At 68.0% G+C, this 25,493-nt stretch carries 30 protein-coding genes; 10 read left to right on the top strand and 20 right to left on the bottom strand.

Annotated features, from left to right (window positions below; translation table 11 throughout):
* Positions 1–4: 4 nt before the first annotated feature.
* Positions 5–883, top strand: a complete 879-nt coding sequence (locus ACFVVM_RS10160; protein ID WP_387615638.1) for a phosphoribulokinase — start codon at positions 5–7, stop codon at positions 881–883.
* On the opposite strand, the gene ACFVVM_RS10155 is transcribed toward ACFVVM_RS10160, so the two are convergent.
* Together ACFVVM_RS10155 and ACFVVM_RS10150 are read right to left on the bottom strand one after the other, a co-directional pair.
* Entirely contained in the window at positions 884–1,237 is a 354-nt protein-coding gene (locus ACFVVM_RS10155; protein WP_387615635.1) for a PLD nuclease N-terminal domain-containing protein, read from the bottom strand.
* Positions 1,238–1,269: 32 nt separating this feature from the next.
* The gene (locus ACFVVM_RS10150) at positions 1,270–2,307 is read right to left on the bottom strand and encodes a hypothetical protein (RefSeq protein ID WP_387615632.1); all 1,038 of its coding nucleotides are present in this window, start codon (positions 2,305–2,307) and stop codon (positions 1,270–1,272) included.
* A gap of 124 nt (positions 2,308–2,431) precedes the next feature.
* On the opposite strand from ACFVVM_RS10150, the gene ACFVVM_RS10145 reads away from it, so the two are divergent.
* Positions 2,432–3,067, top strand: coding sequence for a TetR/AcrR family transcriptional regulator (locus ACFVVM_RS10145; protein WP_387615629.1), 636 nt, complete (start codon positions 2,432–2,434; stop codon positions 3,065–3,067).
* On the opposite strand, the gene dinB is transcribed toward ACFVVM_RS10145, so the two are convergent.
* The 3 genes from dinB to ACFVVM_RS10130 form a co-directional block, all read right to left on the bottom strand.
* Positions 3,024–4,259 (bottom strand): DNA polymerase IV, encoded by a 1,236-nt coding sequence (gene dinB, locus ACFVVM_RS10140; RefSeq protein ID WP_387615626.1) that lies wholly within the window; start codon positions 4,257–4,259, stop codon positions 3,024–3,026. The two genes, ACFVVM_RS10145 and dinB, sit on opposite strands and share 44 nt — an antisense overlap.
* 33 nt (positions 4,260–4,292) lie before the next feature.
* On the bottom strand, positions 4,293–4,766 hold the full coding sequence (locus ACFVVM_RS10135) for a flavodoxin family protein (RefSeq protein WP_387615623.1): 474 nt from the start codon (positions 4,764–4,766) through the stop codon (positions 4,293–4,295).
* Positions 4,767–4,857: 91 nt separating this feature from the next.
* Positions 4,858–5,766, bottom strand: coding sequence for an RNA polymerase sigma-70 factor (locus tag ACFVVM_RS10130; protein WP_387615620.1), 909 nt, complete (start codon positions 5,764–5,766; stop codon positions 4,858–4,860).
* Positions 5,767–5,885: 119 nt separating this feature from the next.
* Between ACFVVM_RS10130 and ACFVVM_RS10125 the strand changes: the two genes are divergently transcribed.
* The 6 genes from ACFVVM_RS10125 to ACFVVM_RS10100 are packed head-to-tail and all read left to right on the top strand — an operon-like array spanning position 5,886 to position 9,948.
* Entirely contained in the window at positions 5,886–6,281 is a 396-nt protein-coding gene (locus ACFVVM_RS10125) for a BlaI/MecI/CopY family transcriptional regulator (protein WP_071931423.1), read from the top strand.
* A gap of 9 nt (positions 6,282–6,290) precedes the next feature.
* Positions 6,291–7,403, top strand: a complete 1,113-nt coding sequence (locus ACFVVM_RS10120; RefSeq protein WP_387615617.1) for a winged helix DNA-binding domain-containing protein — start codon at positions 6,291–6,293, stop codon at positions 7,401–7,403.
* Between the two features lie 60 nt (positions 7,404–7,463).
* Complete coding sequence (locus ACFVVM_RS10115) at positions 7,464–8,543, top strand: dihydrodipicolinate reductase (protein WP_387615614.1); 1,080 nt, start codon at positions 7,464–7,466, stop codon at positions 8,541–8,543.
* A complete protein-coding gene (locus tag ACFVVM_RS10110; protein WP_387615611.1) occupies positions 8,540–9,019 on the top strand; it encodes a carboxymuconolactone decarboxylase family protein in 480 nt (159 codons plus the stop codon). The genes ACFVVM_RS10115 and ACFVVM_RS10110 overlap by 4 nt, the downstream gene beginning before the upstream one ends.
* 21 nt (positions 9,020–9,040) lie before the next feature.
* Positions 9,041–9,454 (top strand): NUDIX domain-containing protein, encoded by a 414-nt coding sequence (locus ACFVVM_RS10105; RefSeq protein WP_387615608.1) that lies wholly within the window; start codon positions 9,041–9,043, stop codon positions 9,452–9,454.
* Entirely contained in the window at positions 9,451–9,948 is a 498-nt protein-coding gene (locus ACFVVM_RS10100; RefSeq protein ID WP_387615605.1) for a hypothetical protein, read from the top strand. The genes ACFVVM_RS10105 and ACFVVM_RS10100 overlap by 4 nt, the downstream gene beginning before the upstream one ends.
* A gap of 528 nt (positions 9,949–10,476) precedes the next feature.
* On the opposite strand, the gene ACFVVM_RS10095 is transcribed toward ACFVVM_RS10100, so the two are convergent.
* From ACFVVM_RS10095 to ACFVVM_RS10085, 3 genes are read right to left on the bottom strand one after another with little or no spacing between them, the layout of a single operon-like run.
* Positions 10,477–11,964 carry a hypothetical protein gene (locus ACFVVM_RS10095; protein WP_387615602.1) on the bottom strand — a complete coding sequence of 496 codons (1,488 nt, stop codon included), beginning with the start codon at positions 11,962–11,964 and terminating at the stop codon, positions 10,477–10,479.
* Between the two features lie 28 nt (positions 11,965–11,992).
* Entirely contained in the window at positions 11,993–12,292 is a 300-nt protein-coding gene (locus ACFVVM_RS10090) for a WXG100 family type VII secretion target (protein WP_387615599.1), read from the bottom strand.
* Entirely contained in the window at positions 12,289–12,588 is a 300-nt protein-coding gene (locus ACFVVM_RS10085) for a WXG100 family type VII secretion target (RefSeq protein ID WP_387615596.1), read from the bottom strand. Before ACFVVM_RS10085 ends, ACFVVM_RS10090 begins: the two co-directional genes overlap by 4 nt.
* Before the next feature lie 296 nt (positions 12,589–12,884).
* Between ACFVVM_RS10085 and ACFVVM_RS10080 the strand changes: the two genes are divergently transcribed.
* Entirely contained in the window at positions 12,885–13,391 is a 507-nt protein-coding gene (locus ACFVVM_RS10080; RefSeq protein ID WP_387615594.1) for a hypothetical protein, read from the top strand.
* A gap of 32 nt (positions 13,392–13,423) precedes the next feature.
* On the opposite strand, the gene ACFVVM_RS10075 is transcribed toward ACFVVM_RS10080, so the two are convergent.
* The 12 genes from ACFVVM_RS10075 to ACFVVM_RS10020 form a co-directional block, all read right to left on the bottom strand.
* Positions 13,424–14,206, bottom strand: coding sequence for an aminoglycoside adenylyltransferase domain-containing protein (locus ACFVVM_RS10075; RefSeq protein WP_387615591.1), 783 nt, complete (start codon positions 14,204–14,206; stop codon positions 13,424–13,426).
* Positions 14,207–14,386: 180 nt separating this feature from the next.
* Complete coding sequence (locus ACFVVM_RS10070) at positions 14,387–14,992, bottom strand: ATP/GTP-binding protein (protein ID WP_387615588.1); 606 nt, start codon at positions 14,990–14,992, stop codon at positions 14,387–14,389.
* Positions 14,973–15,347 carry a DUF742 domain-containing protein gene (locus ACFVVM_RS10065; protein WP_387615585.1) on the bottom strand — a complete coding sequence of 125 codons (375 nt, stop codon included), beginning with the start codon at positions 15,345–15,347 and terminating at the stop codon, positions 14,973–14,975. Before ACFVVM_RS10065 ends, ACFVVM_RS10070 begins: the two co-directional genes overlap by 20 nt.
* A gap of 11 nt (positions 15,348–15,358) precedes the next feature.
* Positions 15,359–15,766, bottom strand: a complete 408-nt coding sequence (locus ACFVVM_RS10060) for a roadblock/LC7 domain-containing protein (protein ID WP_387615582.1) — start codon at positions 15,764–15,766, stop codon at positions 15,359–15,361.
* A 1-nt stretch (position 15,767) separates the two neighbouring features.
* Complete coding sequence (locus ACFVVM_RS10055) at positions 15,768–18,110, bottom strand: nitrate- and nitrite sensing domain-containing protein (RefSeq protein ID WP_387615579.1); 2,343 nt, start codon at positions 18,108–18,110, stop codon at positions 15,768–15,770.
* A gap of 215 nt (positions 18,111–18,325) precedes the next feature.
* The gene (locus tag ACFVVM_RS10050) at positions 18,326–18,721 is read right to left on the bottom strand and encodes a DUF779 domain-containing protein (protein ID WP_387615576.1); all 396 of its coding nucleotides are present in this window, start codon (positions 18,719–18,721) and stop codon (positions 18,326–18,328) included.
* Positions 18,721–20,238: an aldehyde dehydrogenase family protein gene (locus tag ACFVVM_RS10045; protein ID WP_387615573.1), complete on the bottom strand. Its 1,518-nt coding sequence runs from the start codon at positions 20,236–20,238 to the stop codon at positions 18,721–18,723. The genes ACFVVM_RS10050 and ACFVVM_RS10045 overlap by 1 nt, the downstream gene beginning before the upstream one ends.
* Before the next feature lie 87 nt (positions 20,239–20,325).
* A complete protein-coding gene (locus tag ACFVVM_RS10040; protein ID WP_387615570.1) occupies positions 20,326–21,579 on the bottom strand; it encodes a transcriptional regulator in 1,254 nt (417 codons plus the stop codon).
* Positions 21,580–21,721: 142 nt separating this feature from the next.
* On the bottom strand, positions 21,722–22,042 hold the full coding sequence (locus tag ACFVVM_RS10035; protein WP_387615567.1) for a hypothetical protein: 321 nt from the start codon (positions 22,040–22,042) through the stop codon (positions 21,722–21,724).
* 67 nt (positions 22,043–22,109) lie between these two features.
* Complete coding sequence (locus ACFVVM_RS10030; protein ID WP_387615564.1) at positions 22,110–23,264, bottom strand: alkaline phosphatase family protein; 1,155 nt, start codon at positions 23,262–23,264, stop codon at positions 22,110–22,112.
* Positions 23,261–23,578, bottom strand: a complete 318-nt coding sequence (locus tag ACFVVM_RS10025) for a nuclear transport factor 2 family protein (RefSeq protein WP_387615561.1) — start codon at positions 23,576–23,578, stop codon at positions 23,261–23,263. The genes ACFVVM_RS10030 and ACFVVM_RS10025 overlap by 4 nt, the downstream gene beginning before the upstream one ends.
* Before the next feature lie 98 nt (positions 23,579–23,676).
* The gene (locus ACFVVM_RS10020; protein WP_387615558.1) at positions 23,677–24,300 is read right to left on the bottom strand and encodes a TetR/AcrR family transcriptional regulator; all 624 of its coding nucleotides are present in this window, start codon (positions 24,298–24,300) and stop codon (positions 23,677–23,679) included.
* A 120-nt stretch (positions 24,301–24,420) separates the two neighbouring features.
* Between ACFVVM_RS10020 and ACFVVM_RS10015 the strand changes: the two genes are divergently transcribed.
* Entirely contained in the window at positions 24,421–25,485 is a 1,065-nt protein-coding gene (locus tag ACFVVM_RS10015) for an SDR family oxidoreductase (RefSeq protein WP_387615555.1), read from the top strand.
* Positions 25,486–25,493 lie beyond the last annotated feature (8 nt).

The following is a 25,493-nucleotide window of genomic DNA, read 5'->3' as shown; positions in this document are numbered from 1 at the left end:
CGAAATGTCGGTCAAGCATCCCGTGGTCGCGATCACCGGATCCTCCGGTGCCGGAACGACCAGCGTCACGCGGACCTTCGAGGAGATCTTCCGGCGCGAGGGGATCAACGCGGTGGTGGTGGAGGGCGATTCGTTCCACCGCTACGACCGCACGGAGATGAAACTGGCGATGGCCGAGGCCGAACAGCAGCGCGATACGACGTTCTCGCACTTCGGCGAGGACGCGAACCTGCTGCCCGAACTCGAGTCGCTGTTCCGCGAGTACGGCGAGTCCGGCGTGGGGCAGGTGCGCCGGTATCTGCACGACGACGAGGAGGCCAAACCCTTCGGCCAGCCCGCCGGAACCTTCACCGCCTGGGAGGATCTCGCGCCCGGCAGCGACCTGCTGTTCTACGAGGGGCTGCACGGCGCCGCGGTGACCGATGCGGTGAATGTCGCCCGGTACACCGATCTGCTGGTGGGGGTGGTGCCGATCATCAATCTGGAGTGGATCCAGAAGGTGTACCGGGACAAGACCCATCGCGGATATTCCAGTGAGGCGGTGATCGATACGATCCTGCGTCGCATGCCGGACTACGTGAAATACATCTGTCCGCAGTTCTCGCGAACCTATGTGAATTTCCAGCGGGTCCCGACGGTCGACACCTCGAATCCCTTCACCGCGCGCAGCGTGCCCACCGCCGACGAGAGCTTCGTGGTGATCCGCTTCGCCGACCCGAAGGTGATCGACTTCCCGTATCTGCTGTCGATGCTGCACGACTCGTTCATGTCGCGACCCAACTGCATCGTGGTGCCGGGCGGGAAGATGGAACTGGCCATGCAGCTGATCTTCACACCGCTGATCCTGCGCCTGATGGACAAGCGCCCCAAACGATTCGTGTGATCAGGCGTCGTCCTGCTCGCGCTGTTCCTGCTGCCTGCGGGCCTCGCGCCGCTGCTGCTCCGCGCGTTCGCGCAGGCCGCGCAGGAAGGCCTCGTCGTCATCGGGATTGGTCGCCACCCGACGGCCCGGCCGGTCGTATTCGCTGAACCGGGTGGTCGAGGCGGGGCGCCCGGCCTCGACCGGCCTGCCCGCGAACAGCCACAGCAGCGCGCCGATGGTCGGTACCAGCACCACGACGAACACCCAGCCCATCTTGGGCAGGTGCCGGATCCCCTCCTCGGGGCTGGTGACGATGTCGACCAGGCAGTACACCCACAGGGCCAGGGTCAGAAAGCCGATGACGGCGTAGGGCATGCGGGTGCTCCTCCTCGGTGCTCGTGCGCAGACTATCCCACGCCACGGGCCCTTTCGCGTAGTCGGTAGTGGTCGGCGACCGTGCCGAACGCCACCTTCGGTTCCCAGGCCATGCCCGGGTAGGTGTGGCCGTGGCCGTCTTCGAGGACGCGCACGATGCCGTAGCTGGCCAGGTCGAGGTCGGCAGTGGGGTCGCCATCGGGGCGGTACGGCATGTCGTAGAGGGCGAAGAGGAACACGAAAGCGCTGTCGACGCCGGCATTGTCGAAGATCTCCAGCAGTTCGCGCAGGTAAGTGGCCTGGCCGTCCTCGTCGCGGAAGTACTCGCCGGTCAGGCGCACGGGGCTGGGGTCGTACTCCACGATCTCGAGCCCGCGGGCGCCGACATCGCCCGCACCGCGGAAGCTCGCGGAACCGAATTCGGTGATGGCGACGGGTTTTCCCTGTGCGACCACATCGCGGATGCCGTCGGTGAACTGGTCGGCGATCTCGGCGGATCGGTAGAGGTCGAGCGAGACGATGTCGAACGGCGTCCAGTCCACCCGCTCCAGCGGGACGGCGGCATAGGTGAGCCGGCCGCCGAATTCCGTGCGTACCAGCGGGACCACCGTCGCGAAGAAGTCGTTGATCCGGGTGGCGACCTTGCCGATCAGATCCGGCAGTGCACCGGGGACGGCCAGTGCGGCGACGCGTTCGGTGAGGTCGTCGCCGGGCAGGAATCCGATGGTCATCAGGCTCAGTTCCGCGCCGGTGACGAAGACGACCTCGGCGCCGCCCTGCCGCAGCCGCTCGGCCCGGCGGGCGCAGTCCACGAACAGGTCCCGCATCTCATCGGTGGTGAGTTCGAGTGGATACGGCGAGAACCACACCTCCAGGCCGAGGTCGACGGCGTGGGCCGCGGCGAGCTCGAGCCGGTCGGGATCGCCGCCGACGAGACGGACGGCGGTGCAGTGCAGGTCGTCGCGAATGATTCGCAGCTCTTCCCGGACCACCGCCGGGTCGAAGGATTCGCGGGAGGAGACACCGGTGCGGAGAAAGCCGGTGTCGTAGGTGATGCCTTTAGCGCGCATGGGAGCTGTCCTGCCCTGGAGTTGATAAGGTACTAGACGTACCTTAAATGGAAGTTGAGCTCCCGACAAGCCGGTTTTCGAAAGGTACGATCTGGTGGCAGTAGTGACCAGAGCGGAGGATCCGATGACGTCCGAGCCCGGTAGGACACGCCGACGCGGCACCGAACTCGAAGACGCGATCCTGCGCGCGGCGGCCGAGGAGCTCACCGCCGGTGGCTACGCCGGGCTGACCATGGACAAGGTCGCCCAGCGCGCGGGCACGAACAAGAACGCCCTCTATCGGCGCTGGCCGAATCGTCTCGCGCTCGGGATCGCCGCGTATCGACAGCTGGCTGTCGCCGTCGAGCCGCCCGATACCGGCGACCTGCGTGCGGATGCGCTCGAGCTGCTGCGGAGGGCCAATCGGCACTGGAGTTCGGCGCTCGGTGCGATTCTGCGCGAACTGCTCGCCGCGGCGGGTGGCGCCGCCGAACTGCTGGCCCAGCTGCCCGATCAGTCGGCGGACGCCACCGCGGCCACCTGGTTTACCGTGCTGGGCCGGGCGGTGGCGCGGGGTGAAGCGGCGCCGGAGTGTCTGCATCCTCGGGTCTCGACCGTGGCGATCGTGCTGCTGCGCAACGAGTTCGTGGTGCGTGGGGTGCCGACCGCCCCGGACGACGTGCTGGTCGAGATCGTCGACGAGGTGTATCTGCCGCTGGTGCGGCAACGCGGAACGCTCAATCCGGGAGGAGCGGCACCGACAGGCCCTCGCCGCGGTTGAGCAGGGCCGCGCGGGTGACGGCGGCGGAGCCGAAGCGGCGGCGCAGGTCGTCGAGGGTGGCGTCGAGGGTGTTCTCGGCGCGGGGTTCCAAGGGGAGGGTGAGCTGCATGGTGTCGGCATCGTCGAGGTTGGTCAGGGACAGGCCGATCAGGGTGATGCCGCGTTCGGTGATCAGGGGTTGGGCGGTGTCGAGCAGGAGGTGGGCCGCGTGGCGGATCGCGGCGGTGGCGTCGGTGGCCTCGACCAGGGTGTGCGAGCGGGTCGCGCGGGTGAAGTCGTCGAAGCGCAGGCGCAGGATCACCGTGCGGCACACGCGGTCCGCGGCGCGCAGGCGGCGGCCGAGGCGGTCGGTGAGGCCGTCGAGGTAGGTGGCGATCTCCTCGGGTTCGCGAGGGTGGCGGCCGAGGGCGCGCTGGGCGCCGATCGAGCGGCGGCGCTTGCCCGTCTCCACCCGGCGCGGATCACGCGCCCACGACAGCGCGAACAGATGCCGGGCCGCGGCCGGGCCGAGGATCGCGCGCAGGTGCGTCTCGCCGAGTTCGGCCAGCTGACCGACCCGGGTGATGCCGTTGGCGTGCAGGGTCGCGGCGGTGACCGCGCCGACGCCCCATAATCGTTCCACCGGCAGCGGATGCAGGAAGTCGAGTTCGCGGCCGGGCTCCACCACCCGCAGTCCGTCGGGCTTGGCCACCGCGGAGGCGACCTTGGCCAGGAACTTGTTGCGCGCCACCCCGACCGAGATCGGCAGCCCGACCTCGCCACTCACCCTGGCGCGCAGGGCGCGAGCGATCTCGACCGGCTCCCCGCTGATCCGGCGCAGCCCGCCGACATCGAGGAACGCCTCGTCGATCGAGATCCCCTCCACCACCGGTGTGGTGTCGTGGAAGACCGCGAACACCGCCTTGCTCGCCTCGGCGTAGGCCGCCATGCGCGGCGGCACGACGACCGCGTGTGGACACAACCGCAGGGCCTGGCCCGCGTTCATCGGGGTGCGGATACCGAAGGACTTGGCCTCATAGCTCGCCGCGAGCACGACCCCGCCGCCGACGAGCACCGGCTTGCCCCGCAACCAGGGCTGATCCCGCTGTTCGACCGAGGCGTAGAACGAATCCAGGTCGGCGTGCAGGATCGAGGCCTCGGCGCGGGTCTGGATGCGCGGGCGACGGGGGACGGCGGAATCGGACACGAACACATGTTCGCATCGGGGTCCGACGAGAACGGGCCGTCAGGACGTGCTCGTGGTCCTGGCCTGCAGTTTCTCGGCGAACGCGCGGGCCGCGGCGAGGTCGGCGGCATCGGGATGTCCCTTGCGGATGCCGCCGATGACCCGCAGCGGCAGCCAGGTGTCGAACCCGCGGCACCCGAAGATGTCGACGACCTCGAAGCCCTTGCCCTCGATCCGCCGCGCCAGGTCGTGGGCATAGCGGCGCAGCGGCGGTTCCGGAAATCCGCTGCTGGAGAACACGAACGCCCGGCCCCGCTGCTGCCCGGGCAGCGCGGCGACGAACTTCCGGAGATCGCGGTGGAAGTTCATGTTGTAGATCCCCGACCCGAAGCCGACCAGGTCGTAGTCGGCGAGTTCCCCGGGCCGGACCTGGTCCGGCGTGACGATGCGGGCGTCGAGAACACCCGCCATGGCCTCGGCGACTCGCTGGGTGTTGCCGTGCGACACCGACTTGCACACGATGACGACCTTCATGGTGACGGCCCTTTCGGTCTGTGGAAATGATCCGGTCGACCAGGTGACACCGCTGCGCCGCCGACCGTGACAGCACGGTCGGTGACGTGGCTCACTCCGTGGTGATCGTCAGTGGGCGAACCAGGTCGACCGAACCCAGCTTGTCCGGATTGCGGATCGCGTACAGGCCGGTCACGAGGTCGTCGATCACCTCGACCAGCAGCACGGAGTCGAGCCGGCCGTCGACGTCCCTGGCCAGCACCGCGGGTGCGGCGTTGAACGTGCCGAACTCGACGGACATCCCCGCCATCGGCCCCCGCACGAGCCCGACGAGGAACCGGGCGACCTGCTCGGCGCCGGTGATCGGGCGCCGCGCCGCGCTGACCCGTCCACCACCGTCGGAGATCTGGACGACATCCGGCGCCAGGACCGCCAGCAGGGCTTCGACATCGCCGGTGCGCGCGGCCAGCAGGAACCGGGCGATCACCGCGCGACTGGTCTCGGAATCGGGCTGGAAGCGCTGCCGGCGCGACCGGACGTGCGCGCGGGCGCGATGCGCGATCTGGCGCACGGCGGTATCGGACTTGCCGATCAGCTCGGCGATCTCGACGAGGCTGTGCCCGAACACCTCCGACAGCACGAACACCGCCCGCTCGGTCGGCCCGAGCGTTTCCAGCACCAGCAGCATGGCCATCGACACCGACTCGGCCAGCAGCACATCGTGACCGGCCTCGGGCGTGGTCCGGATCGGTTCGGGCAGCCAGGTGCCCACATAGTCCTCGCGGCGCCTGCGCACGGTCCGCAGGTGGTTGATCGACTGTCGCGTCACGACCTGCACCAGGTAGGCGCGTGGATGCTCCACCTCGGTCCGGGGGACCTCGCGCCAGCGAAGATAGCTGTCCTGCAACACATCCTCGGCGTCGGCGGCACTGCCCAGGATCTCGTAGGCGATGGTGAACAGCAGCGGCCGGAAGGTGTCGAACGCGTCGGGCGCGTGGGTCGGCGGCGCTCCACTGGTCATCCGCCGATGATCCGTGACGCCGTGGGGTGGCGCAACCGGCCCCGGTGAAGGTTGCCGCGCGGTAGCCCCTCACCGGTGCCGGAGCGGTACTGTGAAGCCGGTTTGTCTGGTATGCGGTGATGAGGAGTCGGTCGGCGGTGCGTGGGTTCGGGGATCTCGAGGCGGTGCTGATGGATCGGATCTGGGATCGCGACGTCGACACGACCACGGTTCGCGAACTGTTCGACGAGCTCGCCGCCGAACGCGAGATCGCCTACACGACGGTCATGTCGACGATGGACAATCTGCATCGCAAGGGCTGGCTGGCCAGGGAGCGCGAAGGGCGCGCCTATCGCTACTGGCCGACGGTGACCCGCGAGGAACACAGCGCCCGGCTCATGCACGAGGCACTCGGCGTGGGCGGACGCTCCGATCTGGTGCTGAGTCACTTCGTCGACCGGATCAGCGCGGACGAGTTCGCGGGCCTGCGCGCGGCACTGCGCCGGGTGGCCACGCGGCGCAGCGAGGAGAACTAGGGGAGTGCGGTGCTGAAGGTCGGCTGGGACCAGGTCTTCGCCTGGCGGTTGGGCAGGCAGTTCGTCTCGGCGCCGAGCGCGGCCGGGGTGGTATCGATCGCGGATCGGCTCGCGGGCGTGCAGGCCCAGGTGGCCTCGGCCGCGGAAACGGCTGTCGCGGTGCGCAGCCGGGAGGCGACGGCCGACGCGGTGTCCGAGGCGCTGACGGCGGGCACGCTGGTGAAGACCTGGGCGATGCGCGGCACCCTGCACGCGATGGTGCCCGAGCAGGCCGCCGCGGCCCTGTCGCTGATCGGCTCGGCCCGGACCTGGGAGAAACCGTCCTGGCAGAAGACCTTCGGCGCGACGCCGGATCAGGTGTCCGCGCTGGTGGAGGTCGTGTCGGGGATCCTGGCCGAACGGGTGCTGACCCGCGACGAGCTGGTCGAGGCGGTCCTCGCCGAACCCGGCTTCGCTCATCTGGCCGAGCAGCTGCGCTCGGGCTGGGGCGCGGTGCTCAAGCCGCTGGCCTGGCAGGGCGCGCTGTGCCACGGACCCGTACGTGGCACCAAGGTCACCTTCGCCGGGCCCGCGCAGGTGGTGCCCGGCTGGACCGGCATTCCCGAACCGGATGCGGCGGCGCCGACGCTGATCCGCGCCTACCTCGGCGCCTACGGCCCGGCCGCGCCGGAGGTCTTCGACGCCTGGCTCAGCCGCAACAGCCTGCGCAAGACCGTCGTGCGCGGGTGGTTCGCGGCGCTGGGTGACGAGCTGACCGAGGTCTCCGTCGACGGCCGGCCGGGCTGGCTCCCGGCCGAGTTCGCCGACGACCTCGCCGCGGCGACCCTCGACGGCGCGATCCACCTGCTCGGTCCGTTCGACCAGTACGTCCTCGGACCCGGCACCGCCGACACCGCCCTGCTGCCCGCCGAACACCGGGCGAAGGTGAGCCGCGCGGCCGGGTGGATCTCCCCGCTCGTCCTCGTCGACGGCCGGATCGCGGGCACCTGGGAGCGCGTCGAGGACGAGGTCGTCGTGTCGATGTTCGCGACGGGACGATTCCCGAAACGCGACCTGGCCGCAGCGGCGAATCGGCTGGCAGAGGCCCTCGGTGCGAGCGGTCTGACCGTGCGCGCGGGCTGATCCACCACGGTATTTCGGCTATTTCCGGACACCTGACCAAGCACTTGTTAGGCTCGGCCGATGATCCCCACGATCGTCTGGGGCACCGGCAATGTAGGCCGTGCGGCCATCCGTGCCGTGGCTGCCCATCCGGCGCTGGAACTGACGGGTGTACTGGTCCACAATCCCGACAAGGTAGGTCGGGACGCGGGCGCGCTCGCCGGTCTCGACATCGACCTCGGCGTGGCCGCCACCGACGACACCGACGCGCTGCTGGCCACCCGTCCGCGCGCGGTTGTCTACGCGGCCTCCGGTGAGATCCGCCCCGACGAGGCGCTCGCCGACATCGTGCGTGCCATCGCCGTCGGCGCCGTCGTCGTCACCCCGGCCATCTACGCGCTCTACGACGCGAGCAACGCCCCCGCCGAGATGCGCGATCCGGTACTCAAGGCCATCGCCGAGGGTGGCGGATCGCTGTTCGTCTCCGGCGTCGATCCCGGCTGGGGCAACGATGTGCTGCCGCTGTTGATCAGCGGCCTCGGCGGCACCATCGACGTGGTCCGCTGCCAGGAGATCTTCGACTACTCCACCTACGACCAGCCCGACTCGGTGCGGTACCTGGTCGGCATGGGCCAGCCGATGGACTACCAACCGCCGATGCTGCTGCCCTCGGTGCCGACCATGGTGTGGGGCGGGCAGATTCGCCTCATCGCCAAGGGTCTCGAAGTGGAACTCGACGAGATCCGCGAGACCGTGGACCGGCGGGCACTCGATGCGACCGTGCAGACGGTGCAGATGGGCGAGTTCGAGGCCGGCACGCAGGGTGCGGTGCGCTTCGAGGTCCAGGGCATCGTCGACGGTGAGCCGCGCATCGTGATCGAGCACGTCACCCGGATCCACCCCGACTGCGCGCCGGACTGGCCGACGCCGCCCGACGGTGTCGGCGCGCACCGGGTGATCATCGAGGGCAGGCCGCACATCGAGGTGAGCGTGGAGTCCACCGACGAGGGCGGCAACCGCTCCGCGGGCGGAAACGCCACGGCCGTAGGTCGATTGGTCAACGCCATCGACTGGCTGACCGAGGCCGAGCCCGGACTCTACGACGCACTCGATGTCCCGCTGCGTGCCGCGGTCGGCAAACTCGGAAGGAAACAACCATGATCATCGACATTCCCGAGGGCAAGGACCCGATCGGCTACGTGTGGGGCGAGATGGTGCCCGGCATCGGCGTGGCCGCCGCGGCGTTCTCGCTGTCGGTCTACGAGCACTCCACTCTCGGCCTGCGCGAGTTCGAGGCGGCGCGGCTGCGGATCGCCCAGATCAACGGGTGCCTGTTCTGTCAGGACTGGCGCACCGAGCGTGACGGTCAGAAGGTCGAGGCGGAATTCCCCGACGCCGTGACGAACTGGCGTACCACCGACGTGTTCGACGAGCGCGCTCGCCTCGCCGCCGAATACGCCGAACGCTACGCCACCGATCACCACGGCCTCGACGACGAGTTCTGGAGCCGGATGTTCGAGCACTACTCGCAGGCCGAGGTGGTCGAGCTGAGCATGAGCATCGGGTCCTGGCTGGCGTTCGGGCGCCTCAACCGGGTGCTCGGCCTCGACACCGTCTGCGTGCTGCCGGGTCACTGACCGCGCGCTAGGCTGCGGGCCGTGGGTGACTCTTCGGTGCGACAGCTGATCGACACGGTGGCCTGGGTGCTGATCGAGAACGGGCGCATCCTGTGCGCCCGGCCCCGGGGCAAGGACGCCTTCTTCATTCCGGGTGGCAAACGCGAAGGAACGGAGACCGATGTGCAGACGCTGGTGCGTGAGGTCGCCGAGGAGTTGACCGTCGAACTCGCCGCCGACAGCGCGGTGCACGTCGGCACCTATGAGGCCCCGGTCGCCGATGGCCACGACACGCTCGTGCGGATGGCCTGCTACACCGCCGATTACCGTGGTGTGCTCACCGCGAGCAGTGAGATCGAGGCGCTGGCGTGGTTCGGACTCGGCGAGCGCGATCTGGTGCCGCCGGTGGATCGATTGCTCTTCGACGATCTGGCCGCGGCCGGGTCACTGCGGTGAGCGGCGCGCGCGGCGGGGTCAGGCGCTCGATCGCCTTCGCCCTGCTCGCGCTGCCGCTGGCCTTCGCCCGCGTCCGCACCCGGTTGCGGGTGCCGCGCCGACTCCTGCGCGCACCCGTCACCGCCCACGATGTGTCGCTGCCGCGCTGCCTGATCCATTCGGTGCTCTCGGCGGGCGTCGGCCTGCTCTGCTGGTTCCTCGTGCTGCTCAGCGCGCTCGTCCTGGTACGCGGACTGGCCTATCCGCTGGGCTCCGGCGGCTACGAGAATGCCTGGGGCGGACCGACACTGGCCGGAGCGTGGGCCGTTCACGCCGTTCTCGGCCTGCTGATCGCGCCCGCGTTCCTCGGGCTGGTCGCCTTGTTCGGACGACTCCAGCTGCACCTGACCAGAGCGGTCCTCGGTCGCGACGGATCGTGGTGGCCGGTGCCGGTCGCGGTGGTCTTCGCGGCGCTGGGCGCGGTCTTCTTCGCGGCCTGGACGCACCAGATCTGACACCTGCTTCGCGCCGTTTTTCCGATGTCACGTGATGAGCTAGCCTTCACCGCAGACGAACCCCAGCCTTACGGCAGTGGCGCCCCCTGCGCGGAGCTTCCGTTCGCTGTCAGCGTCGATATCCCATTTCGTCGTGTCCTTCGAGCTCGGATCGAGCGGTCGGGCGGTCATGCCGCAACCATCGCCGTAATTCCCTCTAACACCCCAGTTGTATGGTTCTGGGCCATTCAGGGTGAAGCGTCCACTCATGGACAAACCGGGGCCAGAAATCTTCTGAACCCAGTCATCATCAGGATCTACCAGGTAAAATGCCTCATACGAGCACCCGGTGTTGCCGCACAGTGAGTCGAAATGAACACGTTCGTAGCCAGCGAGCGTCGTTTCCTCGGCGTGTCGAAGAGTCGTACGGCCAGGAGATGGTCGAGCGTAATAGTAGGGCGTCGCGGCGACGGCCACAACAACGAACAACAAGAGCGCGAACCACCTACCGGTACTGCGTCTTTTTCCTACTTGCATGTGTACGCACCATCAATCATGTCCGAGGCTATCTGGCGCGAGATGTCCAATCGGTTGATATAATCTTTGGCCGCACTGCCGAACTCGCCATTTGTCATGGTCCGCTATGAGAGCCCATTGCTTGCCTTCGAATTCTTCGGGATACTTTTCTCGGACTTTGTTGTAGGTTTTCTCTTTCATATTGGTTATCCCGAGAGAGTTTCCATAGCCATCCGTCATCTCGCGAGGCCTTGTCGTGATATATCGAAAAGCATCATAACCCCAGCTCGCGCTCTCCTGGAGGGCGCTCTCGGCCCGGTCTCCTCCTTCTTGATACACGATCGCCAGCACTACTCGAGGGTCCACGCCCGCCTCGTTTCCGTATCGCACCGCGTCGTCGATCCATTCTTTCATGTTGGCGTTTGCTTTGCCGTAATCGCGTTGCCCCTCGGGATTGAGAGTGCACTTTATTGCTCCGGACTTCCAGCTTCCGCGATTCGCTATTTCATCGACAGGGGAGTTCGCGATCTCCTCCAAGGTAGCCTTGATACTGGATAGCTGTTCGGTGTCGGGAAATATGGGTCGTTGACCGAGTTCATACAGGCGGTGTCCTGCGATCGAGTTGGAGAGTGTAGTCGCAGCGCTTTTGATCTCCGAAGCGTCGAAGTCAACCGACGAAATGATGTTCACTGCATCGGAAGAAACGGTGGCCCTGGCTGGGGCAACCGACATCCCGTCCAAGGTGTCAGGGAACGCCCCGGGTGTTGTCGATGCCAACTTTGAACGGAAATCGGTGACGGTGCTCGCAAAGTCGGCAACTCCGGAGGAAAATCCATAAGCGGCGGATCGTATGCCGACGATCCCGGCCTTGATAGTGTCCAGAATCTCTACTGCATCTTGTGTTTCCGGTGCTTGGAGTGATCCTATATGGTCCGTCAATTGTTGAAGTTCTCCTGGCGCATCAACGCAAGCGGAGTGCTCGGCGAAAGCACGCCACGCAGCCGCTGATTTTTGAAGTGCATCTGTATCGGCGTCTGTAACATCCGTACCTGCACTGCGAAAGACGGCGAGAATTTCGTCTCGGAGTTCGACTGGCGTACTGATTAGTCCCCGGTTAGGTGTCGTGAAGGGCTCCGGGAGTGAGTCGGGAATTTTAATCTTGTCTCGTGTCCACCCGGAGTCGGATGGAGAATTGTCCATCGCCGGCCGTTCACCTGTCCGCGAGTTGACATCGGCGTCGTAGTTGGAGACTTGCCAGTTGAACCCAGCGAGGTACATCATCCTGCTCGCGGTGTGCAGCGCCCGACCATATGCAACAACTGCGTCAGTGAAGGATTCTGCCATACTGTAATATTTGGTATTCCAGGCGGTCGACACCTGGTCGTTTCCCCCCATGCCCCCGGTGTTTGCCATCTGTGGGTTGAGGACATCGGAAACGCCCCTTTGTAGTTCCGTCAATCCGGCGGCTAGGGATTTTGCCGCATCGTAGTAGATCTGCGGGTCCACCCTGATCGGTGTCATGGTTCAACTCTTCGGTCGTGTTCGACGATTATGCTCGTCGCTGGAACATTCGGGTGTTGGTATCGGCGGCATCGGAGTAACTGTCATGGGCGGATCTGGCGGCTTTCTCCAAATCGGTCAAGGCGGTGCCGATATCTGATACTGCGGTACCCCAATCGCGGTGCGCTTCGGCGAATGCCGCCGCTGCCAGACCCTCCCACGATGAGTTGAGGTCGCCGATTCTCTGCTGTAGTTCGGCGAGTGCATCGGTCAGATAGTCCTGGTATCCACGGATGCGGGCTGTGACCTCATCTAGGTCGTCGAGATCGACGCTGAATGATTCGCTCATGCGAAGTCTGGAAGATCGAGGGAAGAAATATGGCCCGCATTCGTCATGTCGGTCGTCTGAAAGTTCTCGGCCGCAACTCCCCATTTCTCCGCGAGCTCGAAAAGTTCGTCCCAGACACGGCGAGAGCCGGTCTGCATCTCTCCCCATGCGCGCTGGTACGACTCGGCGGCAGTACCGGTCCATGAGGCGAGTAGCCAGGGATAGGATGCCGACCGAGCCGGATAGTACCATTCGAACCCAACCCGGCCAGCCCTCTCGATCCGTCCATCCTGGCCGCCGAAGCCGTGCAGAGGCATCGAATCAGCTTGCCGGACTGCATGTTCCGTCAGGTGGAGGATGCTGGGGTCGGCGACGTAGTTCTCGCAGATCTTCGCGACTCCGGTGGATGTGGTTGGAGCGGGGGTCGAGGGTGCGATTCTGTTTCAGGCATCAGGCCAGGCCGAGAGTTGAGTGGTCTCTCCGACGAGATCGACCCGACGGGTCCGTTTGTCCCCCCGCATCGGATCTGACCGAACCCGGCCACTCCTATACGTAGGCGTATGTTAGAGCTACCCTTGATATACGCAACCGTATATCAGGAGGATTCGGAACGATGGACGATCGGCAGCAAGTCAGCGCGGAGCAGGCGGCGGGATTGGTCGTGATCCAGGTCGACGAGATTCCGCAGGAGATCGCGGAGCTCACGATGGCCGATCCCGACCACGTCGACTGTCAGCGACTTCTGACGGATCAGGCGGCGAGCTGCCCGCCGGAGCGTTGGGCGCGTGTCGCGTTGGACGACATCGGTGGTGCGCAGGGGCAATTCATCTGGCGGGCGGTCCTGGGCCTCCGTCTCGCTTCGCGCAGCGCGCCCGGTCATGTGGCCGGGTGGCGGATCGCCGAACAGACGCCGACCTGGATCCGCCTGGAAGCCGCCGGATGGTTGATCGCCGGCGAGATTCTCGTGCACCTCGACGACGAACACCTGTCGCTGGTCACCGCCCTGCGCTACCGTCGCCGGCTCGCCGCGTACGTCTGGGGTGCGCTGCAGGGCTTCCACGGCAGGGTGGCTCCGAGTCTCCTCCGCGAAACCTATGTCGCCATCGGTCCGGCCGCCTGAGTGGATTCCTCCGGGACGCCGATCGTGCACGTTCACGTGAACGGCCGCTGACGCCGGGCGCGCACGGTGAGCTCGTGGACGAGCGCGCGCACCCGGTCGCTCATGCCGCTCCAGTCCTCGCCGGTCCGCTCGAGATAGCCGCGCCGCGCCCGTTCGAGCAGCCATCGCCCGGACTCGTCCAGTGTCGGCGCGATCAACTCCGCGGCCCTGTCCTTGGACACGATCTCGCCGGTCGTCAGCGTCACCAGCATGCGCGCCGAGGTCAGGAGCGCGTTGCGTTCGTCGCCGTCGATCCCGGCCAGGATCTCCGGGATCGACGCCAGCACGGCATCGTGCAGCATCGGTGCCGGAATCGCCCCGACCACCTCGGCCAGCGGCGGCCCACGCAACACCTGGTGTGCCGCATGCGCGGTGGCGATCAACGTGACCACGTCGGGACTGTTGCCCGGGCGCAGGACGAGGCCGTCGACGATGTCTTCGCGCAGCCACTCGCCGAACTGGAAGTCGTAGCGCCACTCCCGCAGCCAGGTCCGGTCCGCATCGACCACGACGCAGGTCACCTCGACCGGCCGCCGCTCCGACACTTCGGGAAACCGCTCCCGGTGCCCGTGCCACCCCGACACTTCCAGCAGCAGCGCGGTCAACTCGGCCCGCTCACCGGTGGTCAGCGAACGGCCGAGCAGCACCAGCAGATCGATGTCACTCGACGGCCGCAGCCTGGTCGTCACGGCCGAACCGAACAGGTACACCCCGACCACCCCGCCCGGATCCGCATGATCCAGGTGGTCACGAATCCGCTCGATCACCGCGTCCACCGACCCCACGCTAGCGCCGTGGGTCAGCGGCTGCCGGGACACATCACCGGGTCATCGGGATCGACCTGTCGGCCGGCATGCTGCGCCGGGCCGACGACGACCCCACCGGACGGGCCCGGACACACGGCAACCCTCCTGCTGGTCGAGCAGGAGGGTTGCCGGAAGTGGCGGTGGCGTCGGCTAGGTGGTGACCGGGGTGCGGGTGGCGCGGTCGATGAGGTACTCGACCAGGTGGGTCAGTACCGCTTTGGCCGAGGGGCGGTCGCGGGCGTCGCACAGGATCACCGGGGTGTTGGGATCGAGGTCGAGGGCGTCGCGGACCTCGTCGACGGTGTAGCGGGGGGCGCCGTCGAAGCAGTTCACCGCGATGAGGAACGGCAGGCCGCGGCGTTCGAAGAAGTCGACGGCGGCAAAGGAATTGCTGAGGCGGCGGGTGTCGGCGAGCACGATCGCGCCGAGGGCGCCGCGGCACAGTTCGTCCCACAGGAACCAGAAGCGGTCCTGGCCGGGGGTGCCGAACAGGTACAGCACCAGGTCCCGGTCGATGGTGATGCGGCCGAAGTCCAGCGCGACGGTGGTCGTGGACTTCTGTTCCACCCCCGACAGGTCGTCGACACCGGAGCTGACCTCGGTGATCAGCTCCTCGGTGCGCAGCGGCGCGATCTCGCTGATCGAGGAGACCATGGTGGTCTTGCCGACGCCGAAGCCACCGGCGATGAGGATCTTCACCGAGGCGGCGAGGTGCTGCCCGCCCGATGATGCTGGGTCAAAGTTTTCGGATGCCATCCAGAACCGCTCGCAATATGTTGAGGTCACCGGCACCGGCCTCGGCCTGTACCGGAGCCCGGAAGATGAGGTGGCCCTCGCCGATGAGATCACCGACGAGGATCTTGGTCACCGCCAGAGGAAGTTTCAGCACGGCCGAGACCTCGGCCACCGACTGCGGACGCTTGCACAGCTGTGCGATCGTCGCGTACTCGGGTTCGGGACGTCGCAAGGTGGGGGCGGGATGCACCGCCACCACCACCGTGAGCATGTCCAGGTCGTGCGCCGCACCCATGGTGCGTCCGCGGGTCACCGCGTACGGCCGGACCAGGGGTCCGGCCGCGTCGTCGAACCACGGATCGCCGAGTCGAGTCATGGTGACGCTTCCTATAGCTCCGCAAGACCGTGCCGCGGCTCGGTCGACAGATAGCTGCCGACCCGCTGCACGGTGAGATTCATTTCGTAGGCGACCATGCCGAGATTGGCCGACTCGTTGGCCTGCAGGGCCAGGCAGGCGTTCTCGCCCGCCGAGGTGACGAACAGGACCGCGCGATCGAGTTCGATCACCGCCTGGCGCACGCCGCCGCCGTCGAAGCGGCTGCCCGCGCTGCGCGCCAGCCCGTAGAGGGTCGACGACATGGCGGCGAAGTGTTCGGCGTCCTCGCGCTTCATCTGCGAGGAACGTCCGAGCAGCAGCCCGTCGGTGGACAGCACGACCGCGTAGCGGACCCCCGCCAGCCGGTCGACGAGATCGTCGAGCAGCCAGTTGAGATCACCTGAGTGCGAAGTATTCACCTCAGCCTTCCTGTTCGTCCTGATTCGATGTGGTCAGTGGTTTGCGACCCTGCCGGGTGCCGTTCTCGATCGCGGACATGATGTCGCGCGCCTGCTCGGCCGAGCGGGGCCGCTCCGGGGTGGCGGGTGCCTCGGCGGCGGGCTCGGCGAGCTCGGGCGCGAGGTTGGTCTGCCGGTTGCGGCGCGGCAGCGCGGGCCGCTCGTCGGTGTCGTGCCTGTGCGTGGTCGGCACTTCGGGCGCGGGCGCCACCGGACGCGGGGTCGGGATCGGATCGGCGACCAGCGTGGCCACCGGCGCCGGCGCCGATTCGATGGCCGCGACCGTCGCGGTCTCCGTGGGCACGGGCAGCCCGCGGCGCATCGGTCCGGTCATCGCGGGCGGCAGGCTCGCGGGATCGGTCTCCCCGGCCAGCAGCTGCTGCGGGATCAGCACGATGGCCCGGATGCCGCCGTAGTCGGATTCGCTCAGGCGCACCGACACACCGTGCGCGGTGGACAGGCGCGCGACCACGAACAGGCCGAGGCGCGAATCCGAGGACAGCGTGCCGACGCCGAAGTCCGGCGGATCGGCCAGCATGTCGTTGTAGCGGGCCAGGTCCTCGGCGCTCATGCCCATGCCCTGGTCGGTGATCTCCACGACCACGCCCTTGCCGACGATGTTGCCGCCCGCCTCGACCCGCGACTGCGGCGGGGAGAACGCGGTGGCGTTGTCGACGAGCTCGGCGAGCAGGTGCACGAGGTCGGCCACGACGGTGCCGACGACATTGACCTCGGGCAGCTTGGTGACGCGCACCCTGGCGTAGTCCAAGGTCTCGCCGATGGCCGAGCGCACCACGTCCATCACCGGAATCGGGTTGCGCCACTGGCGACCCGGACGACCGCCACCGAGGATGATCAGGTTCTCGGCGTTGCGGCGTTCGCGGGTGGCCAGGTGGTCGAGCCGGAACAGCGTCTCGAGCAGCGCCGGATCCTCCTGGCGGCGTTCGGCCTCGTCGAGGATCTCGAGCTGGCGGTGCACCACGATCTGGCTGCGGTGGGCGATGTTGAGGAACACCGCGCGCACGCCCTCACGGGTGCGGGCCTCGTCGACGGCGGCCTTGATCGCGGCGGAGGCGGCGTGTTCGAAGGCCTGGGCGACCTGACCGATCTCGTCCTTGCCGAAGTCCAGCGACGGGGTGGTGTCGGCGGGGTCGACCTCGCCGCCGTCGCGCAGCGCGCGCATGGTGGCGGGCAGCTGCTCGTCGGCCAGCTTGAGCGTCTCGGTGCGCAGGCGGCGCAGGCGGCGGATGATCCGGTTGGCCAGGACCACCGCGACCAGGAAGACCAGCACACTGAGCGCGAGCACTCCGCCGCCGGCCAGCGCGGCGTTGACCTCGGCCTGGCGGGCGGTGTCCTGGGCCAGCTTCTGGATGTGGCGGTTGTGCGCGCCGTAGGCGTCGAGCAGACCGCGGTTGACCTCGGCGGCGGCGCTCTGCCACTCCGGCGTCGACAGCGGCAGCTCGACGGTCGTGCTGGTCGAGGACCTGCTGGTCGACCCGGTGGTCTGGGTCGAGGCGGGGACCGCGAAGCGCTGCACCAGCGCCGATTCCATGTCGGCGAGCTGCTGCCAGATCGGCGAGCTGGTCAGCGCGAGAATGCCGGTGCGCTGGGCCTCGTCGAGTTCGGCGGTGACGTTGGCGATCTCGTTGCGGTAGAAGCCGCTCTGGCGGATGAACTCGTCGAGCCCGATCGTGGTCGGGCCGTCCGCGGACACCATCGCCAGGCCGAGGGCGTTGCTGCGCGACATCGCCTCGGCGGCGTTGAGCAGGCGCATGCCCTCGCCGACGCCGGAGGCGACGACGGCATCGGGGGCGGCGCGCTCGGCGACCTTGGTGCCCTGGGTGAACACGTCGAGCAGCGCGTTGTAGAAGGTGTAGGCGTCGGAGGCGGGCAGCATCCCCACATCGGCGCCACCGCGCACACCGGCCAGATGCGTACCGAGGGTGGCGAATCCGCCCTTGTCGTCACCGATGTTGGAATCGTCGACCTGGCGAATGCCTTCGGAGATCTCGATCAGGCCCTGGAAAGCGGCGTCGAGCCGGGCGCGCGCGGGCGGCAGCGCGGCCATCGCGGTCTGGTCACCGGCCAGGTGCGCCAGGGTGAGCTGACGTTCGGATTGGACCGCTTCGATCAGCTCGCGGGTGTACGGCACCGCCGCCTGCATCTCCGACGCCCAGGTCTTGGCTTTGTTGCTCTCTTCGACCAGGTAGCCCGCCGTACCGACGCCGACCACCACCAGGGTCAGACTGGGTATGAGAGCGATCGCCAGAATCCGGGTGCGAACACCGAGTCTCGCTAAGAACATCGCCATAACGTAACGGAATCGTTGCAGTGTTGTCGTGCGTGTCTCGCTGAGCGAGACGCGATTTGGTTTGTGCCGGAACGGGTTTGATATATAGGCAGACACACGAAAAGGCGAGCTCGCCCCGCCGGCTGAGCCGCGATGGCCCAGTCGGCGGGGGCTCGCCGTGACCGGGCAGCGCCGGGAAAGGTCCAGCCAGGTCAGGTCTTTCGGCGCCGCTACAGCGTGCGGTCGGCGCCCGTTCGGGGTGGCGGGGCGGCTGCCAGGGCCGCGTTCTCCGCCGCGGTCAACTGCCGGGCCCGCAGGACGAAGCGCTGGCCCTGACCGGCTTCGAGCGAGCCCTCGCCCGCCTGGCCGCGCACCACGTCGACGGTGAGGTGCGTGTCCTTCCAGAACTCGAATTGTTCGGGGCTGATCCAGAACTCGGTGTGCCAGCTCAGCCGCCCGAGTAACACGTCGGCCTTCTCGATCGGGAACTGCTTGGCCGATAGGCACACCGGCGCGGTGGCGTCGTCGGCCTGACGGAACAGCACCGGACCGTTGTCCTCGATCAATCGGCGCAGCAGCGTCTGGGCTCGTTCGGTGATCTCCACACGGTGGATCCGGTTCTGCATCAGAACATCCCGAGTTTCGTCGTCGAATAGCTGACCAGCAGATTCTTGGTCTGCTGGTAATGCCCGAGCATCATGGCGTGGTTCTCCCGGCCGAATCCCGATTTCTTGTAGCCGCCGAACGCGGCGTGCGCGGGATAGGCGTGGTAGCAGTTGGTCCAGACCCGGCCTGCCTTGATGCCCCGGCCGAGTCGGTGAGCGGTGTTCATCTCGCGGGTCCACACGCCCGCACCGAGACCGTAGAGCGTGTCGTTCGCGATGCGGATCGCCTCGTCGACGGTGTCGAACCTGGTCACCGCGACGACCGGCCCGAAGATCTCCTCCTGGAAGATCCGCATCGTGTTCTCGCCCTCGAAGACGGTGGGTTCGATGTAGTACCCACCGGGCAGGCCGTCGACCTTGCGTGCTTCCCCTCCAGTGAGCACGCGGGCGCCTTCGGCTCTGCCGATGTCCAGGTAGGACAGGATCTTCTCGTACTGGTCGTTACCGGCCTGCGCGCCGATCATCGTCTCGGTGTCGAGCGGATGACCGGACACGATGGCCTCGGTGCGGGCGATGCAGCGGGCGAGGAACTCGTCGTAGATCGACGAGTGGATCAGCGCGCGAGACGGGCTCGTGCACACCTCACCCTGGTTCAGGGCGAACATCACGAAGCCTTCGACGGCCTTGTCGAGATAGTCGTCGTCGGCGGCCATGATGTCGGGCAGGAAGATGTTGGGGCTCTTGCCGCCCAGTTCCAGCGTCACCGGAATGAGGTTCTCGGCGGCGTACTGCATGATCAACCGGCCGGTGGTGGTCTCGCCGGTGAAGGCGATCTTGGCCACCCGCGGACTCCGGGCCAGCGGCTTGCCCGCCTCGACGCCGAATCCGTTGACCACGTTGAGCACTCCCGGTGGGAGCAGGTCGGCGATCAGTTCCACGACCAGCAGCAGCGAGGCCGGGGTCTGCTCGGCCGGTTTGATCACCACGCAGTTGCCCGCCGCCAGGGCGGGGGCGAGTTTCCACGCGGCCATCAGGATCGGGAAGTTCCACGGGATGATCTGGCCGACCACGCCGAGCGGTTCGTGGAAGTGATAGGCGACCGTTTCGGCGTCGATCTGCGAGATCGAGCCCTCCTGGGCGCGCAGCACACCGGCGAAGTAGCGGAAGTGGTCGATGGTCAGCGGCAGGTCGGCGGCCAGGGTCTCGCGCACCGGTTTGCCGTTGTCCCAGGTCTCGGCCACGGCCAGCGGTTCGAGACTGTTCTCGATCCGGTCGGCGATCTTGAGCAGGATGTCGGCCCGCTCGGCGACCGAGGTCGCGGCCCAGCGCTCGGTGGCGCGGTGCGCCGCCTCGAGGGCCATGTCGATGTCGGCGGCGGTGGAACGGGCCACCGCGCAGAAGGTCTCGCCGTCGACCGGCGAGGTGTTGTCGAAATACCGGCCTTCGACCGGGGCGGCCCACTCACCTCCGATGAAATTGTCGTATCGGGCGGCATAGCTGACTATGCCGGTATCCGATCCGGGCTTGCCGTAGATCATGCGCCTCGCTCCTCGCGACCTGTGCGTGGTGGCTCACACTATGGTCGGCGAAGGTTGGTACGAGGTTGGTGACGGTGTTCGCCCTGCTCAGCCCTGGCGCGCGGTGTACAGCCGGGCCGTCACGACGGCCCGGCGGACATCGTCGTGGGGCAGCAGGTGCAGGGCGTGCTCGTGGATGGCGACATCGCCGGGGCAGCGCTGCCCGAACGCGACGGCGTGTTCGGGCCGATCGCTGGCCAGCACCGCGTTGCGGATGCCGACGTCGAGGTGCGCGCGCCACTGTTCGACACCGGGCAGCTCCGAACCGGGCAGCAGCGGTCCGCGATACAGCCACAGCGCGGAGGTGAGATCGCCGCCTTCGATGGCGGCCAGTAGATCGACCGCGTCGCAGGACACGGGTCCGGTGAGCATGTAGCGCCGGTTGGCGATCTCGCCGCGGGTGGCCCGGCGCAGATGCGAGACATCGGCTTTGAGCGTGTTCAGCGACACCGACCGCTCGCCGTAGACCGCGGCGTGCAGCTGCTCGGGGGTGTAGCCCTCCGGTTCCAGGGCCAGTAGCGCCAGGATCTGGAGCTGACGCGGCGGCAGCGGCACCGGCCTGCCGTCGCGCAACAGCCGGGCTGCGCCAAGACATTCGAGCCGCACACCCGGCGCCGGGGTGGGCGCCTCGGCCCGCAGCATGGTCTCGACCGCGGTGACCAGGGCGCGCACCGAGGTCATCACCATCGGGTGCGAGCGTTCCCAGACCGAGGACAGGTCGAGTACGCCGACCTGCCTGCCGTCGGGGCCGTGGATGGGCGCGGAGTAGCAGACCCAGCCGTGCAGGGCGGCGACGAGATGTTCGGCGGAGAACACCGTGACGGGTTCGTCGTCGTGCAGGGCCAGCGACAGCCCGTTGGTGCCCATGTGGCTCTCGTCCCACACCCCGCCGGGAGCGAAGTTCATCGCCTCGCCCTGACGGCGCAGGGTACGGTCGCCCGCGGTCCACAAGATGGTGCCCGATTCGTCACTGACGACAGCGAGATAGCCGGATTCCTCGGCGATACCGCGCAATTGGCCCGCCAGTTCGGTGACGGGCCTGCGCAGCGGCGATTCCGACCAGCGATCACTGATGTCGTTGAAGCCGGGCGCGACGGTCTGGCTCGGGTCGACGGTGTGCAGCGAACGCTGCCAGGAGCGGGCGACCTCCTGGCGTACCGGTCCGGTGTCGCGCGGCAACTGCATCGGGCGCGACGGCGCGGCCAGCTTGTTCCACTGCTTCTCGAGCGCGCCACGATAGTCCGAGAGCCGGTCGGGCCTCGGCGGACCGGCGATCGGGTCGTCGTGTGCGCCCACGTTCACTCCCTGCTCGTCGGTGACGCACCGGTGCGCGTGCGCGACCGGTGCGGCGTCTCCTGTCTATCAGCTGCGCCGTCGGCGTGTGCGTCGATCGACCGAGAACGACCAGGTCACCGGGATATGCCGTGTCGCGTCGCCTTGACGGCTACTTGTTGAGGAACAGCCCGGCGATGTCGGCGTTCTTGATCGGGGTGTCGACATTGCGCTGTCCGGCACAGAGCAGGTCGACCTGCACGATCATCGAGTCGACGACGGTGCCCGCCGGTTCGTTGTCGGTGCCGGTCTGCTGCTTGATCGCCTTGGTGATGGTGACCCGCTTGGTGTCCGGTTCCTGGGCGACGTAGTCCCGGCAGGTGGTGTCGCCACCCTGGTTGAGCGCCCGCTCGATGTCGCTGCAGCCGGTGGCCAATGCCGCCAGCACCGCGACGCCCACCGCGACGGCACCGGTTCGGGTGGTGGCGTGCATGGTTCCTCCTGGAGTCTCCGCCGTGCGCGCGTGCGCATCGAGTCGCTGACAGCCTAAGCGGTGGGTCTCAGCCGCGGTGGATTCGGAGCGGAACCAGGAGTTCGGCGGCGGTGAGCGAGCCGTGGTGGCCCACCATCATCGACTGCAGCGGTTCGGCGCCGGTGCGCACGACACCGCCGTCCCCGCGCGCGACGACGACGAGATCGCCTATGCGGTAGGAAGATTCGTCGCTGACCCGGGGGCCGAACCAGCCCGCCGCGACGGCCTCGGCGCGGGTGCGTACCAGGAAGTCGTCCCCGAGCACGCCCCGCCAGGTGTCGGCGACCGCGGCGGTGGCGCCGTCGACGGTGTAGACGTGGCGGGCGCGCGGTTCGCCGCCGAGGGTGATCACGCCCTCGGACAGGTGCGGGTGGGTGTCGAAGTCGATCCGGTCGATCAGTTCGACCATGCCGTGATCGGCGGTGACGATCAGCGCCGAGCGCGCGGGCAGGCGGGTGGCCAGTTCGGCGGCGATGCGGTCCACATTGGCGAGTTCGAAGCGCCAGGCCCGCGAGGCGGGGCCGCGGACGTGGCCGGTGGTGTCGAGCTCGGAATGATAGGTGTAGACCAGCGTTTTCGGCGCCGAGGTCAGGGCTTGCAGGACGCCGTCGACGAGGTCACCGACCGAGAAGGTGGGCCGGAAGCCGCCGCCGCGCCACCCGGCTCTGGTCAGCCCGGATCCGTCCTGATATCCCGGTGCTACCTGGACCGCCGTGATCCCCGCCGCGCTCGCGCGTTCGAAGACGGTGCGCTGCGGCTGGATTCGTTCGGGCGGGAACGCGGTGAGGGCGTCGACCTTCGGGCCCTCACCGTTGAGCCGCCAGCGCAGGGTGTTGAACAGCCGTTCCTGCTCGGGCAGGCGCATCAGGTACCCGATGATGCCGTGCTCGCCCGGTGGCAGGCCGGAGCCGAGGGTGGTCAGGCTCGTCGCGGTGGTGCTCGGGAAGCCCGCGGTCACCGAGACCGGTGGCAGGCTCGACAGGAACGGCGCGGCCTCGGGGTGCTCGGCCAGTGCCGTCGCGCCGAGGCCGTCGACGAGCAGGACGCACACGTGGTCGACGTCGAGCGCGAGACCGAGCCGGTCGGTGTCGTCGGGGCTGCCGAGGCAGGCGAGTGCCGAGGGGAGCAGATCGGCGAGGGAACCGTCGCCGTAACGGGGGGTCAGCAGAAGATCGTCGTTCACGCCTGTCCGGTTTCGAATCGGCTGATCAGCCCGTCGCGCAGGACGAACCGCCAGGTCGTGCGCATCGAGCCCCAGCGGCTGTTGGTGTAGTCGGCGGTGAGGGTGAGGCCGTCGGAGTCGACGGACTCCACTTCCAGATGTCCGTTGCTGCTGAAGATCTCGGCCTCGGTCCACTGCGCCAGATTGCGTTCGACCCCGTCGTCGGACATGGTCGCGTCCTCGGTGAGCACGCCGTAGAACTGATCGGCGTCCTGGGCGTTGAGCGCGTCGACGAACGCCTCGACCACGGGATCGAGTTTCGCGGTGGCAGACATCCGGTCTCCTGCTCGGGTCGGCTACGCAACGGACAAGTGCGGTCGACCCCACTGTAGGGGAGGAGTAGCCCGTGATCGGGGGAAAATCGACGGGCGCGTCAGTCCGGCGCCGCCGCGGGCGTGATCAGCGCGGTGAACGCGCGCATGATCGCGTCGACGAGATCGGGCGTGTGGGTGCCCATCTGCTCGCTGCGCTTGTCGAGCTGGCCGTCCAGCCACAGCGAGGCCAGACCGTGGGCCAGGCCCCACCAGGCGATGGCGAGGGTCTCGGCGCGGTCGGCGGGCAGCACGCCTGCCGCGACGCACGCGGCGACGGCCTCGGCCAGCACGTCGAAGGCCGCGTCGCCCGCGACGTGGGCGTCGGGGTGTTTCTCCGGCTGGGAGAGTTCCGGCCGGAACATGAGCCGGAACTGCGCGGGGTGAGCGCGAGAGAACCGCACGTAGGCGGTGGCGAGGTCGGTGAGCGCGGCCAGCGGTGTGGCGGCCGCGGCCCTGGCGGCGGCGAGGTCGGCGGCCAGCTGCTGGAAGCCGTCGACCGACAGCGCCGAGAGCAGCGCGGCCCGGTCGGCGAAGTGGTGATACGGCGCGCCGCTGCTGACCCCGGCTTCCCTGGCGACGCGGCGCAGGCTCACCGCGGCCAGTCCCTCGCTCTCGATCAGGCGCAGGCAGGCGTCCATCAGCGTGGCCCGCAGGTCGCCGTGGTGGTAACTGGTGCGCTTCACCCTCCGAGCGTATGCGAGCCGTGGCGCGGAATCGGCACTGGACAGGAAATCTATGCAGTGTTTAGATTATTTGAGCACCGCTCAGATGAGTGGGCTCCGCCGACGAAATGGGTGAACACCATGACCATTCGGGTACTCGTCACCGGCGCGACAGGATTCGTCGCCGGACACTGCGTCGCCGAACTGCTCGAGCACGGTTACGCCGTGCGCGGCACCGTCCGCGACCTCACCGCGCACGCCAAACGCGCGCACCTGACCGAACTCGCCCGGCGCACCGGCGGTGATCTGGACTTCGTCGCCGCGGCACTCGACGACGACGCGGGCTGGGCCGAGGCGGTGGCCGGCTGCGATGCTGTGCTGCACGTCGCCTCGCCGTTTCCCGATACGCCGCCCGAGGACGAACGGGCGCTGATCGCACCCGCGGTCGAGGGGACACTGCGGGTGTTGCGCGCCGCGTCGGCGGCCGGGGTGCGACGGGTGGTGCTCACCTCGTCGATCGCCGCGGTGGCGCATGGGCACGCGAACGACGATGTGCGCACCGAGGAGGACTGGTCGGTGGTCGAGCGGGTTCCGGCCTATCAGAAGAGCAAGACCCTGGCCGAGCGGGCGGCATGGGAATACGTCGAATCACTCGGGGGCGGTGTGGAATTGGTGGCGCTGAATCCGGGGATGATCCTCGGTCCGGTGCTCGAGGCGCGGACCAGTACCTCGCACGAACCGGTGCGTCGGCTGCTCTCGCGCGGTGTGCCCGGGTCGGTGCGCACGGGTTGGTCGACGGTCGATGTCCGCGATCTGGCGGTCGCGCACCGGTTGGCGCTGGAAGTGCCCGCGGCGGAGGGTAATCGGTACATCTGCGCGGGGGAGCCGCTGTGGATGGGGGAGCTGGCCGCGGCGCTGGCGCGCGAGTACAACCCGCGGGGATTTCGGGTGCCGACCAGGGTGCTGCCGAACTGGCTCGTGCGTGTGGTCGCGGTGTTCGACAAGGGTGTGCGCCTGACCGTGCCGGTGCTCGGCCGCACCGAACACGTGAGCGCGGCGAAGGCGCGGCGCGAGCTGGGCTGGACCATGCGTCCGATCGAGGAGACGATCCGCGACACCGCCGACAGCCTGATCGACTTCGGCATCGTGCCCACGCCGGGTGGTCACGGGCCGGCGCCCGCGACGGCCTCGGCCGTAACCCGTTGAGGCAGGGG

This window comes from Nocardia sp. NPDC058176 (assembly GCF_042883805.1).
Lineage (GTDB): Bacteria > Actinomycetota > Actinomycetes > Mycobacteriales > Mycobacteriaceae > Nocardia.
This window is presented reverse-complemented; position numbering and strand designations above follow the sequence as displayed.

Coding starts and splice junctions, on each gene's coding strand:
- ACFVVM_RS10160 (WP_387615638.1), top strand. CDS start 5: ATGTCGGTCAAGCATCCCGTGGTCGCGATCACCGGATCCTCCGGTGCC.
- ACFVVM_RS10070 (WP_387615588.1), bottom strand. CDS start 14,992: ATGGCATCCGAAAACTTTGACCCAGCATCATCGGGCGGGCAGCACCTC.
- ACFVVM_RS10145 (WP_387615629.1), top strand. CDS start 2,432: ATGACGTCCGAGCCCGGTAGGACACGCCGACGCGGCACCGAACTCGAA.
- ACFVVM_RS10155 (WP_387615635.1), bottom strand. CDS start 1,237: ATGCCCTACGCCGTCATCGGCTTTCTGACCCTGGCCCTGTGGGTGTAC.
- ACFVVM_RS10025 (WP_387615561.1), bottom strand. CDS start 23,578: ATGTCTGCCACCGCGAAACTCGATCCCGTGGTCGAGGCGTTCGTCGAC.
- ACFVVM_RS10065 (WP_387615585.1), bottom strand. CDS start 15,347: ATGACTCGACTCGGCGATCCGTGGTTCGACGACGCGGCCGGACCCCTG.
- ACFVVM_RS10130 (WP_387615620.1), bottom strand. CDS start 5,766: ATGACCAGTGGAGCGCCGCCGACCCACGCGCCCGACGCGTTCGACACC.
- ACFVVM_RS10085 (WP_387615596.1), bottom strand. CDS start 12,588: ATGCCTCTGCACGGCTTCGGCGGCCAGGATGGACGGATCGAGAGGGCT.
- ACFVVM_RS10045 (WP_387615573.1), bottom strand. CDS start 20,238: ATGATCTACGGCAAGCCCGGATCGGATACCGGCATAGTCAGCTATGCC.
- ACFVVM_RS10150 (WP_387615632.1), bottom strand. CDS start 2,307: ATGCGCGCTAAAGGCATCACCTACGACACCGGCTTTCTCCGCACCGGT.
- ACFVVM_RS10055 (WP_387615579.1), bottom strand. CDS start 18,110: ATGTTCTTAGCGAGACTCGGTGTTCGCACCCGGATTCTGGCGATCGCT.
- ACFVVM_RS10095 (WP_387615602.1), bottom strand. CDS start 11,964: ATGACACCGATCAGGGTGGACCCGCAGATCTACTACGATGCGGCAAAA.
- ACFVVM_RS10110 (WP_387615611.1), top strand. CDS start 8,540: ATGATCATCGACATTCCCGAGGGCAAGGACCCGATCGGCTACGTGTGG.
- ACFVVM_RS10125 (WP_071931423.1), top strand. CDS start 5,886: ATGAGGAGTCGGTCGGCGGTGCGTGGGTTCGGGGATCTCGAGGCGGTG.
- ACFVVM_RS10035 (WP_387615567.1), bottom strand. CDS start 22,042: ATGCACGCCACCACCCGAACCGGTGCCGTCGCGGTGGGCGTCGCGGTG.
- ACFVVM_RS10090 (WP_387615599.1), bottom strand. CDS start 12,292: ATGAGCGAATCATTCAGCGTCGATCTCGACGACCTAGATGAGGTCACA.
- ACFVVM_RS10015 (WP_387615555.1), top strand. CDS start 24,421: ATGACCATTCGGGTACTCGTCACCGGCGCGACAGGATTCGTCGCCGGA.
- ACFVVM_RS10080 (WP_387615594.1), top strand. CDS start 12,885: ATGGACGATCGGCAGCAAGTCAGCGCGGAGCAGGCGGCGGGATTGGTC.
- ACFVVM_RS10050 (WP_387615576.1), bottom strand. CDS start 18,721: ATGCAGAACCGGATCCACCGTGTGGAGATCACCGAACGAGCCCAGACG.
- ACFVVM_RS10115 (WP_387615614.1), top strand. CDS start 7,464: ATGATCCCCACGATCGTCTGGGGCACCGGCAATGTAGGCCGTGCGGCC.
- ACFVVM_RS10135 (WP_387615623.1), bottom strand. CDS start 4,766: ATGAAGGTCGTCATCGTGTGCAAGTCGGTGTCGCACGGCAACACCCAG.